Origin of the sequence: Robertmurraya korlensis NBRC 107688, assembly GCF_001591645.1 — a bacterium.
Classification (GTDB): Bacteria; Bacillota; Bacilli; order Bacillales; family Cytobacillaceae; genus Robertmurraya_A.
Map to the genome: position 1 here is coordinate 880754 of NZ_BCVH01000001.1, position 16571 is coordinate 897324.

Annotated in this window: 12 protein-coding genes; all 12 read left to right on the forward strand. The window is 40.2% G+C overall.

Features of this window, described 5'->3' with window-relative positions; genetic code table 11:
* Positions 1-36: 36 nt before the first annotated feature.
* The 12 genes from BKO01S_RS04435 (at position 37) to BKO01S_RS04490 (ending at position 16568) form a co-directional block, all read left to right on the forward strand.
* Complete coding sequence (locus tag BKO01S_RS04435; protein WP_066049181.1) at positions 37-1176, forward strand: exonuclease SbcCD subunit D; 1140 nt, start codon at positions 37-39, stop codon at positions 1174-1176.
* A 1-nt stretch (position 1177) separates the two neighbouring features.
* Entirely contained in the window at positions 1178-4315 is a 3138-nt protein-coding gene (locus tag BKO01S_RS04440) for an AAA family ATPase (RefSeq protein WP_066049184.1), read from the forward strand.
* Positions 4316-4452: 137 nt separating this feature from the next.
* On the forward strand, positions 4453-5178 hold the full coding sequence (locus BKO01S_RS04445) for a YwaF family protein (RefSeq protein WP_066049187.1): 726 nt from the start codon (positions 4453-4455) through the stop codon (positions 5176-5178).
* 58 nt (positions 5179-5236) lie between these two features.
* Positions 5237-7117, forward strand: a complete 1881-nt coding sequence (gene selB, locus BKO01S_RS04450) for a selenocysteine-specific translation elongation factor (protein WP_066049190.1) — start codon at positions 5237-5239, stop codon at positions 7115-7117.
* A 57-nt stretch (positions 7118-7174) separates the two neighbouring features.
* On the forward strand, positions 7175-7429 hold the full coding sequence (locus BKO01S_RS04455) for a hypothetical protein (protein ID WP_066049193.1): 255 nt from the start codon (positions 7175-7177) through the stop codon (positions 7427-7429).
* Between the two features lie 556 nt (positions 7430-7985).
* Positions 7986-8870 (forward strand): nitrilase-related carbon-nitrogen hydrolase, encoded by an 885-nt coding sequence (locus BKO01S_RS04460; RefSeq protein WP_066049197.1) that lies wholly within the window; start codon positions 7986-7988, stop codon positions 8868-8870.
* Positions 8871-8915: 45 nt separating this feature from the next.
* Positions 8916-10289 (forward strand): NAD(P)-dependent oxidoreductase, encoded by a 1374-nt coding sequence (locus BKO01S_RS04465; protein ID WP_066049198.1) that lies wholly within the window; start codon positions 8916-8918, stop codon positions 10287-10289.
* Positions 10290-10321: 32 nt separating this feature from the next.
* Positions 10322-11608, forward strand: coding sequence for an NAD-dependent dihydropyrimidine dehydrogenase subunit PreA (preA, locus tag BKO01S_RS04470; protein WP_066049199.1), 1287 nt, complete (start codon positions 10322-10324; stop codon positions 11606-11608).
* Positions 11609-11631: 23 nt separating this feature from the next.
* Positions 11632-13047 carry a dihydropyrimidinase gene (gene hydA / locus BKO01S_RS04475; RefSeq protein WP_066049202.1) on the forward strand — a complete coding sequence of 472 codons (1416 nt, stop codon included), beginning with the start codon at positions 11632-11634 and terminating at the stop codon, positions 13045-13047.
* 90 nt (positions 13048-13137) lie between these two features.
* Positions 13138-14610, forward strand: coding sequence for an NCS1 family transporter (locus tag BKO01S_RS04480; RefSeq protein WP_066049205.1), 1473 nt, complete (start codon positions 13138-13140; stop codon positions 14608-14610).
* Between the two features lie 17 nt (positions 14611-14627).
* Positions 14628-14849 carry a hypothetical protein gene (locus tag BKO01S_RS04485; RefSeq protein ID WP_066049208.1) on the forward strand — a complete coding sequence of 74 codons (222 nt, stop codon included), beginning with the start codon at positions 14628-14630 and terminating at the stop codon, positions 14847-14849.
* A 72-nt stretch (positions 14850-14921) separates the two neighbouring features.
* Positions 14922-16568 carry a PucR family transcriptional regulator gene (locus tag BKO01S_RS04490; RefSeq protein WP_066049210.1) on the forward strand — a complete coding sequence of 549 codons (1647 nt, stop codon included), beginning with the start codon at positions 14922-14924 and terminating at the stop codon, positions 16566-16568.
* Positions 16569-16571 lie beyond the last annotated feature (3 nt).

The window sequence follows — 16571 nt, forward strand, 5'->3', positions numbered from 1 at the left end:
AATAGAGAAATACACTAGACAAACGAGGTGGAAGGGTTGAAATTTATTCATACAGCGGATTGGCATTTAGGAAAGCTTGTCCACGGTATATATATGACGGACGACCAGAGAGAAGTATTAACCCAATTTATACAAGTGGTTGCAGAGGAACAGCCAGACGCTGTTGTCATTGCGGGAGACCTTTACGATCGCTCTGTCCCACCGACGGAAGCAGTTGAACTACTTGACCAAGTATTATTTGAAATCAATGTGGGACTAAATATTCCCGTAGTAGCCATTGCCGGAAACCACGATAGTGCAGAACGTTTATCCTTTGGTACGTCATGGTATCGAAATAGCCGGTTGTACTTAACAGGTAAACCAGAAGCGACCTTTCAACCAGTTCAAATAAATGGTGTGAACTTTTACTGTGTTCCTTATGCAGAGCCTGGTATCATTCGTCAATTATTAAACGAAGACTCCATTCATAGCCACCAGGAAGCCATGAAGCGAATCGTTGGAAAAATAGAGGAGCAGTTAAACCCCAACGAACCAAATGTATTTGTCGGACATGCCTTCGTGCTAGGGGGGGAATCGACGGATTCGGAGCGCTCCTTATCCGTAGGAGGTTCCGGATGTGTGACTCAGGATGTGTTTTCTCCTTTTCATTATACTGCGTTAGGTCATTTACACAGCCCTGATGCGATTAAGCATGATAAAATCTTTTATTCTGGATCTCTATTAAAATATTCCTTCTCAGAAGCGAAACAGAAAAAATCCATTCAGATTGTTGAGATGGATGATAAAGGGGTATTTTCGATTCGTTACCGTTCGTTAACACCGAAGCAGGACATGCGTGAATTAGTTGGGTATTTAGACGAACTATTAGATACGAGCTATTATGAAAAGCAGAAAGTGGATGATTATTTAAGCATTACTTTGCTAGACGAGGGCTCCTTACTTGATCCAATTGGAAAGCTTCGTCATGTCTATCCAAATGTCCTCCATTTAGAAAGACAAACCGTTCTAAAAGACATGAAAGATAAGAGACAAATCACCTCGATTGGCCAGGAAAGAAAATCAGAACTAGACCTATTCGAACAGTTTTATAAGGAAATGACGTCAGAAGAATTCTCCCATGAAAAGAAAACGATTATGGCAGGGGTCATCGAGAGTGTCTTAAAGGAGGAGCAATAATATGAGACCTTTGAAACTAACGATGCAGGCATTTGGCCCATACTCTCGTACAGAGGTTATCGATTTTTCCGAGCTAGGAAACCGAACAATGTTTGTCATCTCAGGGAAAACGGGTTCAGGGAAAACAACTATTTTTGATGGAATTAGCTATGCGATCTATGGAAAAGCGAGTGGGGAGGATCGAAATGGTACCGAGCTTCGAAGCCAATTTGCCGACAACGATACATTAACAGAGGTATCATTGGAATTTCGCCTCCGTGGCAAAACGTATGAAATTAGCCGTTCTCCACAGCAGGAAAAGAAAAAATCACGTGGTGAAGGCGTAACCTCCATCGGGGCAAAAGCGGAATTATATGTATACGATGAGGACGGTAAGAAGCGAATCCTTGCATCAAATGTTCGTGATGTGGAAGAAAAGATCAAACAAATCATGTTGATTGATAGCAATCAGTTCCGACAAATTATTATGATTCCTCAAGGAGAATTTAGAAAGCTATTAACCTCTGACAGCAAAGAAAAGGAAGCCATTTTGCAACGTTTATTCCATACACAGCTGTATAAGAGAATCGAGGAAAACTTGAAAGAAAATGCGGCTTCCTTAAAAGCAGCAGTAGAAAAACAACTCGCAGACCGAAACTTAGCAATTCGGAAAATTCACGCTCTGTTTTCTGAAGATTTGCAGGGATATATGGAAGCGGGGAGTACAAATGATTTGGTCATTGTTCCTGCGTTAATAGAAGAAATCCAAGCAATGTCTGAACAAATCTCGTTATTTGAAAAGGAAATGGTCGAAAAGGAGCAATTCCGTCAAGTAGAACAAAAAAAGCTCTATGATGCACAAGCTATCATTAAACAGTTCGAATCAAGGGAAGCGGCCCTTAAAAACAAGGGGCACCTTGAAAGCCAAAAGGATTTGTTTGACAAAAAAAGCTCCAATGTAGAATTGGGGAAGAAGGCCATTTTGCTACTACAGCAGGAGCAATTATGTGCTAGGTTAAAAAAAGAATTAACAGCTTACGAAACACAAGCGAATGACTTGCATTTAAAGCAAAAGAATTTACTAGAAGCCGTGCAAAAATTAGAAGCAGAATGGCAAGTTGAAAAGGGGAAAGAACCAGAAAAAAAGGCATTAGAGGAAAGTCTTCATAAGCTAAAATCCTTAAAGGATGACGTTTTTTCTTATGCTAGACTCGAGGCCGAAATTCGATCGCTAAAAAACCAATGTAAAAAGCTTGAAGAGGACAAGCTGGTGGCTGAGAAAAAGGGACCAGAAATTGACAACCGTATCCGCTTATACACTGAGAAAAAAGAAGAAATAGATGCAAGCAAACTTGTTTTTCTAGAAAATAAAAGCTTTCTTGACAAGCTACAGCGTCAAGTAGAACTAATTTCAAATTTAGAAAAACAGAGGGACAGCTTGTTGATTCATGAAGAAGGGTTAAATAGGAAACGGCTTGAGTTTGAACGGTCAACAGCGCGTTACTTGGATTCCAAATCCCTCGTTGAAGAACTAGAGAGCAGTTGGATGCATGGACAAGCTTCTATTTTAGCAAGTAAGCTTCAAGAGGGAGCCCCCTGTCCTGTCTGTGGATCAGAACATCATCCACAACCAACTCATCAAACCGAGAAATCTATCCCTAATGAAACCGACTTGAAAGCGGCCAAGCAACAACATGAATTATTAGAAAAAGACAGGAACGAAATACAATCACAGGTATTTAAGTTTCAATCAAGTGTGGAAGCCTCCACACTATTAGTCTCTCAAACATTAGAATCGTTACAAGTTAGTAATCCTGACTTTAAGATTGAAGAACTTTCTACTTTTAAAGAGACGATTATTAGTAAGAAAAAGGAAGTCGAGGCTGCGCAATCAAAATTACAATCAGGTCTTGAACAGCTTGATGGTATTGTGGAGGGATTAAGAAAGCTAGAAAAGGCTAAGGAAGAGTGGACACAAAAGGTCAAAGAACTAGACGGTTCCTACCAAGAAACTCGGCTCTCTTTTGCAGAAAAAAACAGTCATTTTACTAGACTTCAGGAATCGATTCCCGAATCCCTTCGTTCTATTGATGCATTCGAGCGAGAAGTAAACCGTCAGATGGACAAATTACAGGGACTCAACGCTAAGCTAGAACAGGCTCAAAATTCACTGCAAAACTCTAAAGTCTCTCTTTCCACTATAGAAGGACAACTTCAGTCCGTACTACAGTCAAAAGAGACAAAGCAAGCTGAGCTTCAAGTGGAACGGCAAGTGTTTAAGGAAAAACTTGAACAACAAGGCTTTCAAAACTATAAGCAATACGAGATAGCGAAACGTTCCGAGTTGGAGCTGCAACAGATGGAAACTGAGATTTCAAACTATCGTGAATCACTACGTTCAGCAACCGACCGCTACTTAGAGTTAGAAGCATTGTTAAAAGATGTGCCATTGCCTAATATTCATGAATTAACTGATATCATTGAACAAGCGACAAAGGAAATGAAGCACATTGATAACCAAAAGAGTGACTTAAGCTTTAAGAAGAGAGAAAATGAACAGATTTTAGAAACCATTCATTCCTTGAATAAAGAAATGAAGCAATTTGAACAACAATACAAAATCATTGGAAACCTTGCAGATATTTCTAAGGGCAATAATAATCTTCGAATTACATTTGAGAGATACGTTCTTGGTTCTTTTTTAGACGACATTTTACGTGAAGCTAATGGTCGATTACTAAAAATGACGAATGGAAGGTTTCAACTACTTCGAAAAATGGATAAATCAAAAGGGAACACACAAAGCGGGCTTGAGCTCCTCGTCGTAGACTCTTATACAGGGCAAGAACGTCATGTGAAGACATTATCAGGTGGTGAGAGCTTTAAGGCCTCACTCTCCTTAGCACTCGGGCTAGCGGATGTTGTCCAGAATTATGCAGGGGGTGTCTCGCTAGAAACGATGTTTATTGACGAAGGATTTGGGACGTTAGACCCTGAATCGCTAGATCAAGCCATCGAGGCACTTATTGACATCCAGAGTAGTGGACGCCTTGTGGGGATTATTTCACACGTACCTGAGCTAAAGGAACGCATTGATGCTCGCTTAGAGGTTGTGTCTAGTCAAAGCGGAAGTACAACTAATTTCCAATTTATTAATTAAACAAAACTGGGAGTAAAGGGATGATTTCGCCTTTACTCCTTTTTATTTGTTTATAAGGGGGATAGAATAGAAATAATTGGTATGAATGAAAAGGAAGCATATTATGTTGTTATAAGACCTTAGTTAGGAGCGAGAGAATGAAGGACCTGTTCGGCCATAATTATGACTCATACCCCTTTGGACTATTTCAGCTCCCTCACTGGTTGATGCTGTTACTATTATTAGTCGGCTGCATGTTCTTTTATTATTTCAGAAAAGTTCTTGTAAACTACGAAAAAAACATCACAATAACTATGTTTGGGGTCTTACTTGTCCTAGAAAGCCTTTACCATTGGTGGCTTATGAAGGGAGAGCAATGGGACCTTTCGTTTACGCTTCCATTACAGCTTTGCTCCATATCCCTATTACTTTCATTATTGCTTCTTCTAACAAAAAACGAGTTTATTTTTCAGCTCGTCTATTATTTAGGACTTTCAGGTGCAGTGCAAGCATTACTCACTCCAGAGCTGTTTGTAGGATTTCCCCATTTTCGGTTTTTCCAATTTTTTGTTACGCATATGATGATTATTTGGGTAGCTGTGTATTTTTTATTCGTCAAAAGCTATCGGCCAACCTTCAAAGGGCTCTGGCAGGCCTTTTTCTGTTTAAATGGGATTGCATTGTTTGTATTCTTTATTAACCATTGGGTTGATGGGAACTATATGTTTCTAGCTGGAAAACCGGTTAATCCGACTTTATTAGATTATTTAGGTCCATATCCTTATTATATTCTTTCATTAGAAGGCATTGCTCTTTTCCTATTTACGATGCTATTTTTACCATTTAAAGTGAAGAAACCTAAAGAGGTACGACAAAAAGGTTGAGCGAAAGGATGTTTAAAGATAAAGTAAAAGAATGCAGAACAATAAAGTAGGTGCAAACATGGATAAACGATATTTTACGATAGGTATGGCTGGTCATATCGACCACGGAAAAACAACTTTAACAAAGGCCCTAACCAATGTTGATACTGATCGTTTAAAAGAAGAGAAGGAACGGCAAATCTCTATTGAACTAGGTTTTGCCCCATTATATGAAGATGAAAATATACAAGTATCAGTGATTGATGTTCCAGGTCATGAACGCTTTATTAGACAAATGATTGCTGGTGTAGCAGGAATTGATTTGGTGGTTCTCGTGGTTGCGGCAGATGAAGGGGTTATGCCACAAACAAAAGAGCATTTAGAAATACTTGGATTTCTAGGAATACAGTCAGGAATCGTTGCTATCACCAAAATGGACAAGGTTGATGAGGAATTTTCAGAGCTAGTCAAAGATGACATTTATGAAGAATTACGTGGCACCGTTTTTGAAAACTCACCTTATGTCCTTGTTGACAGCCTGTCTAATAAAGGTATTGATGAGCTAAAAGCTTTAATCATAAAAACGTTAGCACAACAAGATGTACGAGATGCAAAAGGACCATTTCGCTTGCCGATTGACCAGGTATTTACCGTAAAAGGGCAAGGGACAGTAGTAAGAGGAACTGTGTACGAAGGAGCTGTCGAGGAAGGTCAGCTACTTACAATTATGCCTCAAGGAATTGAAGTAAGAGCAAGGCAGCTCCAAGTACATCACCAACCAGCAAAGCATGCCTTCGCTGGACAAAGAACGGCAATCAATGTATCAAACGTGACAAAAGATGAGATTGAACGTGGCGATGTACTTGTCTCTTCCGAGCATTTTAATATAACTCGTACGATTGACGTTGCCATTAAAATGGTAGAGGATCTCGAACACATGGTAAAGCAAAGAATGCCTATTAAATGTCATATTGGAACGGCCGAGATAATGGGAAGAATCGTGTTTTTTGACCGTAATGAACTAAAGGAAGAAAGTGGCGAAATCCTATGTCAGTTACGACTTGAGGAGGAAATTGTTACTAAGCGCGGAGACCGTTTTATTTTGCGAAGACCTAGCCCACAAGAAACGATTGGAGGGGGATGGGTCATTGATCCTAAAGGCGAAAAGTATCGTTTCGGGAATCAAACCATTGAAGAGCTCTCGAAAAAGAAAGAAGGTTCACCAGCGGAGCGCCTCACTGCGGCGTTAAAAGAGGCAAAGAGTTTATCCATTGATGAACTCATCAAGAGGACGTCTCTCGATAAAGAGGAAGTTTCACATGCGCTTCTTGGAGACGAATTTATCCCTTACACTAGCAAGGAATTCACCCTCCAGGTAATTATCAGAGATATGGAGGAAGATCTTTTCGACCGACTCAATGACTACCATAACCAATATCCATTACGAAACGGGGTAAATAAAGCTGAGCTTTTACAAGGCTTACAAAAATGGTATCCAAAGCCGTTAATTGAATACGTAATTGAACACAGTTCAGCTGCGAACTTATTTCAACGGAAAGGACAATTTGTATCTTTAAGCAGCTTTACTCCACATGTTCCTTCTAGCTGGAAAAAACGAACAGACAACCTATTGGAGGCATTAAAAAGAGATAGACTTCAAGTAAAATATTTACAGGATTACATGAAAGATGCCGGGATTCCAGAATCCTTAGTTGAAGACGTAAAGAGGTATTGGATTGAACAAGAAATCGTTATACCACTTGACGAAACCTATTATTATCATGGAGAGGTATTTTCTGACGCTGTGAAAAGGCTACAAGCTGAAACAGAAAGCGAATTTGATGTAGGAAAAGCGAAGGATGTTCTCGGATTGTCAAGGAAGTACATGATTCCTTTTCTAGAGAGATTAGATGAAAATGGGATCACAAAAAGAGTGGAAAACAAGCGAGTGTGGTTATAAAAAGTAGCATCATTTTAGATGATGCTATTTTTACGATTACATAGGGGGAAAAGATGAATGCATAAGAATGAAGAGCTCCATAAGTTTTTATTAGATAAATCTTGGCAGCTAACAGAGGACGGGAATGCTTCGTTAGATAAGAGCAAGCCTGCCGGTGTGTATTCCTCTCAGAATCCAGTAGTCATTAAAAACCTAAAGCAACAAAACTATCGTTTTCACTTGCAGCTTTGTGAAATATTCATAAAGGATGAAAAGCAATTTACACAGGATATTCATGAGTGGATACTGGAAATTGTGAAAGATGAGCAGTAACGGTGTCAGACACCCTTCGTGGACAAAACATGGCTATTTGTCCACCTCAGAAGGACAGTTAGGTAAACCACTTCTTTAATAGGAAGTGGTTTTTTGCTGATTACAAAAAGAATACGTCATGATATCTAACATAATAGTTCTCATTCCATAGTAGATAAGTATTATAATTGGCTTAATTGAATTTTGTTATATAATTTCACACACCCTTCATAACTGTTTTGTAAGATTTCCTTTCTTTACTCCACGAATGCCACTGCTTAATAAATATTGCTTAATTAAACTATCTATTATCCTCCTAGAGCTTATCGTCAGAACATCTAACCACCTAACAGACAGAATTAACAAAATGACTAGCCATTAGCTAGAAGAATTTTACATAATGTATCATGCGTTAGGAAACAAGCAAATGTAAAATTAATTAAAAGTTTTGATTTTTCTGTATTCAAAACAAAAGAGGAGGGATACTGTTTATCCACTAGAAATATAATGTACAAGATATGCATGAAATTACTTTGAAAAATTGAATAGATCTTTTCGGAAAAGGGGGAAATTAGCAATGGCAGATCAAGTAACCATTGGTTTAATTCAGGCTAGCAACGACGTGGATGGAAATGAAGCCGTCGAGGTTCATAAGCAAAAAGCAATTGAGAAACATATAAATCTCATTCGTGAAGCAAAAGCAAAAGGGGCGCAGATTGTTTGTTTACAAGAAATCTTTTATGGCCCCTATTTTTGTTCAGAGCAAAATACAAAATGGTATGATGCGGCAGAGGAAATTCCTAATGGCCCTACAACAAAACGATTTCAGGAGCTAGCCAAGGAACTTGGAATCGTAATCATACTCCCAATCTATGAGCGTGAGGGAATTGCCACGTATTATAACACGGCAGCGGTAATTGATGCGGACGGTTCCTATCTAGGAAAATACCGGAAACACCATATCCCACATGTTGCTGTAGGCGACCAAGGGCATGGATTTTGGGAGAAATATTATTTCAAACCAGGAAACCTAGGATATCCCGTGTTTGATACCGCATTTGCAAAGGTCGGAGTGTACATTTGTTATGATCGACATTTTCCAGAAGGGGCAAGAGTACTAGGGCTAAATGGAGCTGAAATTGTATTTAACCCGTCTGCCACAGTATCTGGAACTTCCGAGTACTTGTGGAAACTTGAACAGCCCGCCCATGCCGTTGCGAACGGATATTACGTGGCAGCTATTAATCGCGTTGGCTATGAAGGTCCATGGAATATGGGAGAGTTTTATGGTCAGTCCTACCTCGTTGACCCAAGAGGAAGCTTTGTTGCCATGGGTAGCCGTGATAAAGATGAAGTGATCATAGGCATAATGGATAAAAAGATGATTCGGGAAGTAAGAGATGTGTGGCAGTTTTACCGTGATAGACGTCCGGAAACGTATGAGAAAATGACCTCAATTTAGAAAGCAAATAGAATAGCAACCAAATAGCTTAGAGGGGGTATACATTTGAGCACGGTAAAACAATCAAGAATTTCCTACGATCACATAGCCACAAACTTTCAGGAGGTTCATCCTGGTCTAAGCAATCGAGAAGCGATAGAGGAAGCGAATCGCTGTCTTTATTGCTATGATGCACCTTGTATTACAGCCTGTCCAACTGGGATTGATATCCCCACCTTCATTAAAAAAATTGCCTCAGGAAATGTAAAAGGCTCCGCAACGACCATCATGACAGCCAATCCAATAGGTGCGAGCTGTTCCCGCGTCTGCCCAACAGAAGAATTATGTGAAGGCGCATGTGTACTCAACCATTCTACTAAACCAATTATGATTGGAAACCTACAGCGCTACGCTACCGATTGGGCAATGAAAAATGATCAAATCCTCTTTAAAGCTGGTAAGAAAAACGGGACATCGGTTGCCATTATCGGTGGAGGACCTGCCGGATTATCAGCCGCTCGAGAGCTCGGTATCCTCGGCTATGACGTCACGATTTTTGAAGCAGCTGAACATGCTGGCGGTCTCAATACGTACGGAATCGTGTCGTTTCGATTACCAAAGGAAGTTTCGTTTTGGGAAGTAAAGCAGGTCGAAAGTGTCGATGTAACAATCAAGACAAATACAAAGGTTGGAGTTGACATCTCCGTTCGTGAAATTCTAGATAACTATGACATTGTTATTTTAGCAATTGGCATGTCTAGTGTCCCTAATCTCGGGATTGAGGGAGAAGATTTACAAGGTGTATACGATGCGATTGAGTTTGTAAAACAAACGAAAACTCACCCTATTACAGATGAGTTCCTCGGTAAAAAGATTGTCGTTATCGGTGCAGGTAATACCGCAATTGACGGAGCTACTTGTTCCGTACGCCTTGGAGCAGAAAATGTAAAGATCTTATACAGAAGATCACTAGAGGAAATGACTGCTTACGATTTTGAATATGAATTTGCCAAACAGGATGGAGTCGAATTCCGATGGTTAACAGCACCTCTCCGTATCATTGGAGATGATCACGGAAACGTAAGAGCCATTGAATGTATCAAAATGGAGCTAACAGAAGCCGGGGAAGATGGACGTAGGAAGCCTATTCCGGTAAAAGGCTCTGAATTTGTATTAGAGGTGGATGCCGTTATTAAGGCAATTGGCCAATCCAGATACGTTAGCCTCATTGATGAAATGAACCTCGAACATGATGGTGGAGTTGTGAAAATAAACGAAAACACGTACCAAACCTCAAACAAAAAAGTTTTTGCGTGTGGAGATGTCATTTTCGGGAAGGGTCAAGGCGAGGCGATGGTTGTTTCCGCTGCACAACAAGGAAAGAAAACTGCCTACGCTATCCACCAAATGTTCACCAAAACAGCAAATGAAACCGCCTGATCTAGGGCAAATGAATTCAAGGAGGCATGATGATGGCAGATTTACGTATCAACTTGGCAGGGATCCAATCACCGAATCCTTTCTGGCTCGCGTCAGCTCCCCCAACAAACTCTGGATATCAAGTACAGAGAGCGTTTGAGGCTGGATGGGGTGGTGCGGTTTGGAAAACACTTGGAGAACCGATTCTAAATGTTTCGTCGCGATTTGCAGCTGTAAGTTTTAACGGACAAAGGGTGGCGGGATTTAACAATATTGAACTAATAACCGATCGACCACTTGAGGTAAATCTGAAGGAAATCGCGGAAACAAAAAAGAAATTCCCAAATCATACGATTATTGCTTCTCTTATGGTGGAGCCAAAACAAGAAAAGTGGCATGAAATCGTCAAAAAGGTAGAGGCGATTGGAGTGGACGGCTTAGAGCTGAATTTTGGTTGCCCACACGGGATGGCGGAAAGAGGTATGGGGTCAGCTTCTGGTCAAGTACCTGAGCTCGTCGAAAAGCAAACGTACTGGGTGAAGGAAGTTGCAAAAACACCCGTCATCGTTAAGCTAACGCCGAATATTACCGATATTACCGTAACAGCTGAGGCAGCTACACGCGGAGGAGCAGATGCCATCAGCATGATTAATACAATCAATAGCTTAGCTGGTGTGGACATAGACACTTGGAACACGATCCCACATGTTGCTGGTAAAGGGGCTCACGGTGGGTATTGTGGACCAGCTGTTAAGCCAATTGCTTTAAATATGGTAGGTGAATGTGCGAGAAACCCTCATATTAATGTTCCAATCTCAGGAATAGGTGGGATTTCTAGTTGGAGGGATACTGTTGAATTTTTGTTGATGGGAGCAACAGGCGTTCAAGTATGTACAGCCGCGATGCATCACGGCTTCCGAATCGTTGAGGATATGATTGAAGGATTAAATAATTACTTAGATGATAAAGGCATCGCTTCAGTTATGGATATCGTTGGTAAATCGGTACCAAAATACTCCGACTGGGGAAATCTTGACCTGAATTATAAAATCGTTGCAAGAATCAATAACGATATATGTATCAACTGTAATAAATGCCATATCGCTTGTGAGGATACCTCTCACCAATGCATTGATATGTTAAAAGCAGCCAATGGGGAAAGTATATTGCAAGTACGAGAAGAGGATTGTGTTGGATGTAATCTCTGCTCGATTGTATGTCCAGTCGATGGTGCAATCGACATGGTTGAGCTGCCAAATGAGTTACCACCTATGACATGGAACGAAAGGCAAGCTGCACTAGGGACAATGGCATGTGATGCAGACATTATAAAGAGATAATTTATTTAAAGGGGGAAACGGACTTGAAGAAAGTAATAAAAAACGGAACGATTGTAACAGCAACAGATACGTTTCAAGCTGACATACTTATTGAAAACGGAACAATTCGTCAAATCGGTGAAAATCTCCCATCAAACGATGCGGAACTAATTGATGCCTCGGGGAAATACGTGTTTCCTGGTGGCATCGATCCACATACACATCTAGATATGCCATTTGGTGGAACGGTAACAAAGGATGATTTTGAAACCGGTACGATTGCAGCGGCATTTGGTGGAACAACGACCGTCATCGATTTTTGTTTGACCAATAAGGGAGAACCATTAAAAAATGCCATAAAAGTCTGGCACGATAAATCAAAAGAAAAAGCGGTCATTGACTATAGCTTCCATCTAATGATCGGTGAAATGAATGACAAAGTTCTAGAAGAGCTTCCGACCATTATGAAGGAAGAGGGTATTACATCCTTTAAAGTGTTTATGGCATACAAAAATGTTTTCCAAGCAGATGACGAGACTCTGTTCCGTACCTTGTTAGCAGCAAAGGAGCATGGGGCACTAGTAATGGTTCATGCCGAAAATGGAGACGTGATTGATTTCTTAACAAAAAAAGCACTTGAGTTAAATCAAACAGATCCTATTTACCATGCGTTAACCCGCCCACCGGAAGTAGAGGGTGAGGCAACCGGAAGAGCCGCCACTTTAACCGGTCTAGCCGAGTCTCAACTCTATGTCGTTCATGTTTCCTGCGCACAAGCAGCTCAAAAAATTGCAGAAGCCCGCTCAAAAGGAATCGATATTTGGGGAGAAACCTGTCCACAGTATTTAGTTCTCGATCAATCCTACCTAGAAAAACCAAATTTTGAAGGAGCCAAATACGTCTGGTCACCACCATTGCGTGAGAAATGGAACCAAGATGTTTTATGGAATGCTCTTAAAACCGGGGAGCTACAAACGATCGGCTCCGATCAATGCTCCTTTGATTTTAACGGACAGAAAAGTCTAGGTAAGGGAGACTTTACTAAGATTCCAAATGGAGGTCCCATCATCGAAGACCGACTATCCATCTTGTTTTCTGAGGGTGTGAAAAAAGGAAGAATCTCTTTAAACCAGTTTGTAGAAATCACATCAACGAAGGTCGCAAAGCTATTCGGACTCTATCCGAAAAAGGGAACCATAGCCATTGGTGCCGATGCTGATATTGTACTATTTGATCCAAACGTGGAACGGACAATTTCTGCCAAAACACACCATATGGCGGTTGATTACAATGCCTTTGAAGGAATGAAGGTGATTGGAGAACCAGTGTCCGTTCTATCTAGGGGAGAATTTGTCATTCGTGACAAAGCCTTTGTTGGAAAGATTGGAGGAGGACAATATATTAAACGAGCAACGTATGGAGAACTGTTAAAAGCTGAAAACAACTCCGTACCAATTTAAATCGGGCTAGCTAATGGGAAGGATATAATTTTTCGGTACGCTTCATTACCAGAAAATTTTATATAAAAAAACCAGAAAAGGAGTGGTTTCATGAAAAAAAGTAGTGGTTATTTAAAGTCTCCAGATTTACTTCCCATTTCCCACAGCGATAAGAAAATTGGATCATTGGGCTTTTCAATTATTTGGGTGGGGATGGCAGTCGTTTTAGCAGCATTTGCGATTGGTGGCTCTGGCGTACAGAGCCTCCCACTTGGTTGGGTAATTGTAGCAACGATTATTGGTTCAGTCGCAATCGGAATCTTTATGACAATTATTGGAGACATAGGAATCGAACATGGATTATCCTTCCCTGTGTATATGAGGGCACCGTTTGGAACCATCGGTACACATTTCCCTTCCATTGTTCGGGGAGTAACCGCTGCTTGTTGGTTTGGTATTAATACTTATTTTGGTGCGACGGCTATGAACGGAATATTAAATGCACTTTTTCAATTTGATAATTGGTTTATCTGCTTTGTATTGTTTGCCACCGTTCAGCTAGTGAACACCGCCTTAGGGATTAAAGCCATTGAACGATTCGCAGATCTCGCTGCTCCAATCATCATTATCATCTCTGCATGGATGTATACATCCTTATCTGATAAAGCAATTGAGCAAGGTAGAGATGTATGGACGTGGGTGGAAAGTCCAGTAACAGGTGGTGCAGCATTAACTGCATTTATGGTTGTTGTCATGGCCAATATGGGCTTTTGGGCAACACTTGCCGCTGATATGCCTTCTTTATCCCGTTTTATCAAAGCACCCAAAAACGAGAGAAATTGGTTTAAACGAAACAAAGCTCAAATCTTTGGAAATGTCATTGCCATGCCGATTACAAATACGTTTATGGTGATTATCGGGGCAGTCTCATATATTGCCGTATTGAATTATGACCCGGTCGTTGCACTACAAGAAGCTGCAACTGGCTTTATTCTAGGAATTCTTCTACTAATGATCGTCTTAGCACAGTGGTCGACAAATACATCAGCAAATGTCATTCCAGCTGCTACGATTTTTTCAAATATTGGAGGACCTAAAGTTCCGTTTTGGGTTGGGGTTATTATTGCAGGGGTTATAGGGATTGTGGTTCAGCCATGGAGCTTATTTGGAGTGATCGTTCCTGCTTTACTCGTTATTGGAGGGATTTTATCAGCCATCGTAGGCATATTATTCACTGATTACTATGTAATCCGAAAAAGACGAGTAAACGTAGCAGACCTTTATGAAACAGATGGACAGTTTAAGTATATGAATGGAGTCAATCTTGCTGGCATGATTTCATGGATTATCGGAGGGGCAGCAGCATATTATTTATCAACCTATTCCTTTATTGTTGGATTTGTTGTCGGAGCCATTATTTACTATTTCCTAGCCAAGTTTTGGTGGTTTAAAAAGTATGAACAGGCCGAGCTCGTGAATCCGAGTGATGAAAAATACCTAGGTATAACCGTCGGACGTGATTGGCAGATAGAGGCAGGTGAAGAGTCTGTACTCGTAACCGAGCCGATTAACACACAAATATAAAACAAGGGGGCTACCCAATGTCCGAATACCAACAATATCTACAAGAAAGAGATAAAATCGATTTCTTTATTCAAAAGGGCTTTACAATAAAAAGTGTCACTGAAACGTTAAATGGTTCCTTTGTTGACTTTGTAAATGAACAAACCGAAGAAAAAGAAAGGGTCACCCTGCATGTTGCTACAGCTGAAGGGCGTAAGTATTTCTCAGTTATGATCCTGAAGCAGCAAAAGGGGGCATAATCAAACGCGAGTCACACAGACCATGTCTGCGTGACTCACGTTGTTTCATTTTGAATGAAAGGGGGCTGTTCCATGAAATCGTATATTACGGTTGGAGATTTATTACAAAGAAAGCATTTTGAAGATATTGAAGTGCTCGCTGGGGAAGAGGGCCTGATCCGTCCAGTAAAGTGGGTACATATTGTGGAAGTCACCAATATTCGTAAGCTTTTGCGTGGCGGAGAATTTATCTTATCCACTTGCGCCTTACTACATGACAATAAAGAGTTATTTTTATCAGTAGTAGAGCAGTTAATTGAAGTACGTGCTTCCGGCCTATGCATTGAACTCGGTACATATACTACACATATCCCTGAGGAGGTCATTGAGCTTTGCAACATTCATCAATTTCCGTTACTTATTTTTCATCATGAGGTACCCTTTGTGGAGATCACCCAAGACATTCATGCACTTCTGATCAACCGACAGTATCAAATGATTTCTGAGCTCGAAAGCTACACACAAGAACTCAACAAAAAACTGCTTACATTTGGGCACACAAAAGAGATTCTTCAATTTACTAAAGAATATTTACAAATCCAAGTCATGATTGTCTTTAATAATCAAGAAGTACAATTCCCCACTGATGTAAAAGAAAATGAAAAAAAGAGATTTCTACACATCATTCATAATGAAATCCATCATGGTACAGATCTAGCTCCTCAAACGATGACAAAGGTTCCGATTCATATATTAGGTGATACATATGCAGAGTTATACTTAATCGCTGAAAATCGTACACTCACTGAATTTGATCACTTAATTCTAGATCGAACCGCAACTGCTTTGGCTCAACTGCTTTTAAGAGAGCTATACGTTGAGGAGAAAAAAAGAATTGAGGAATCTGAATGGCTCACAGGTTGGCTTGACGGTGAACATAATGAGGACGCTATTCATGACTATTTGGCCTATCATTCTCCAAAGATTAAGCCAAAGGGAGCCGTTGTTTGTCAATTCAAACTAGAATCACTGTTCGACTATTCCATGCTTGATATAACCTATTTTAATTTATACGTACGTGCTTTTTTTGAGCCTCAAGGCTTTACTCTCTTTTCGATTGAAAAGAAACATACGATTACCTTTATTTTCATTAACGAACGAAATACCTCAACCTGGAAAGCTAGAATAAAGGAAGGAATTCAACGCTTAGAAAAATCAGAAATCAAAATGGCCAATCAAAAAATCCCTTTTGTTCTCGGGGTAGGAAAGTTCGTTACTCAATTATCCCATGTACATGATAGCTACTTAACCTCCTTAGAAACCATCCGCATCCATGACCGCTTGACCGTACCTTCTCAAAGTCATTTTTACGACGACCTGCATATTTTCCGCCTTATTTCCTTGTTAAATAAATATATTAATCTACAAGAAATTGTTATGGAATACCTTGAGCCCGTCCTAACCTATGACGACATGTACAATGGCAAGCTACTAGAAACATTAAAAACATATTTAGCCTGTAACGGATCGAAGCAGGAGACAGCTAAGCGATTATTTATCGTTCGACAAACGCTTTATCATCGAATTGAAAAATTAGAAAGGCTCCTTGGCGATGATTTTTTACATCATGAAAAACGGCTCGCCATAGAGTTCATGATTCTGTCTCACGAATTCCTCCTTTCTTCACAGCAAAAGAAGAAGGGAGTGACTTATTTTTCCTCAAATGAAGGCAAAATGTAAAGT

What these genes read in the sequence shown, in the direction of transcription:
- BKO01S_RS04440 (WP_066049184.1), top strand. Translation starts at nt 1,178, where the DNA reads ATGAGACCTTTGAAACTAACGATGCAGGCATTTGGCCCATACTCTCGT.
- BKO01S_RS04460 (WP_066049197.1), top strand. Translation starts at nt 7,986, where the DNA reads ATGGCAGATCAAGTAACCATTGGTTTAATTCAGGCTAGCAACGACGTG.
- BKO01S_RS04485 (WP_066049208.1), top strand. Translation starts at nt 14,628, where the DNA reads ATGTCCGAATACCAACAATATCTACAAGAAAGAGATAAAATCGATTTC.
- selB (WP_066049190.1), top strand. Translation starts at nt 5,237, where the DNA reads ATGGATAAACGATATTTTACGATAGGTATGGCTGGTCATATCGACCAC.
- BKO01S_RS04445 (WP_066049187.1), top strand. Translation starts at nt 4,453, where the DNA reads ATGAAGGACCTGTTCGGCCATAATTATGACTCATACCCCTTTGGACTA.
- BKO01S_RS04490 (WP_066049210.1), top strand. Translation starts at nt 14,922, where the DNA reads ATGAAATCGTATATTACGGTTGGAGATTTATTACAAAGAAAGCATTTT.
- preA (WP_066049199.1), top strand. Translation starts at nt 10,322, where the DNA reads ATGGCAGATTTACGTATCAACTTGGCAGGGATCCAATCACCGAATCCT.
- BKO01S_RS04480 (WP_066049205.1), top strand. Translation starts at nt 13,138, where the DNA reads ATGAAAAAAAGTAGTGGTTATTTAAAGTCTCCAGATTTACTTCCCATT.
- BKO01S_RS04455 (WP_066049193.1), top strand. Translation starts at nt 7,175, where the DNA reads ATGCATAAGAATGAAGAGCTCCATAAGTTTTTATTAGATAAATCTTGG.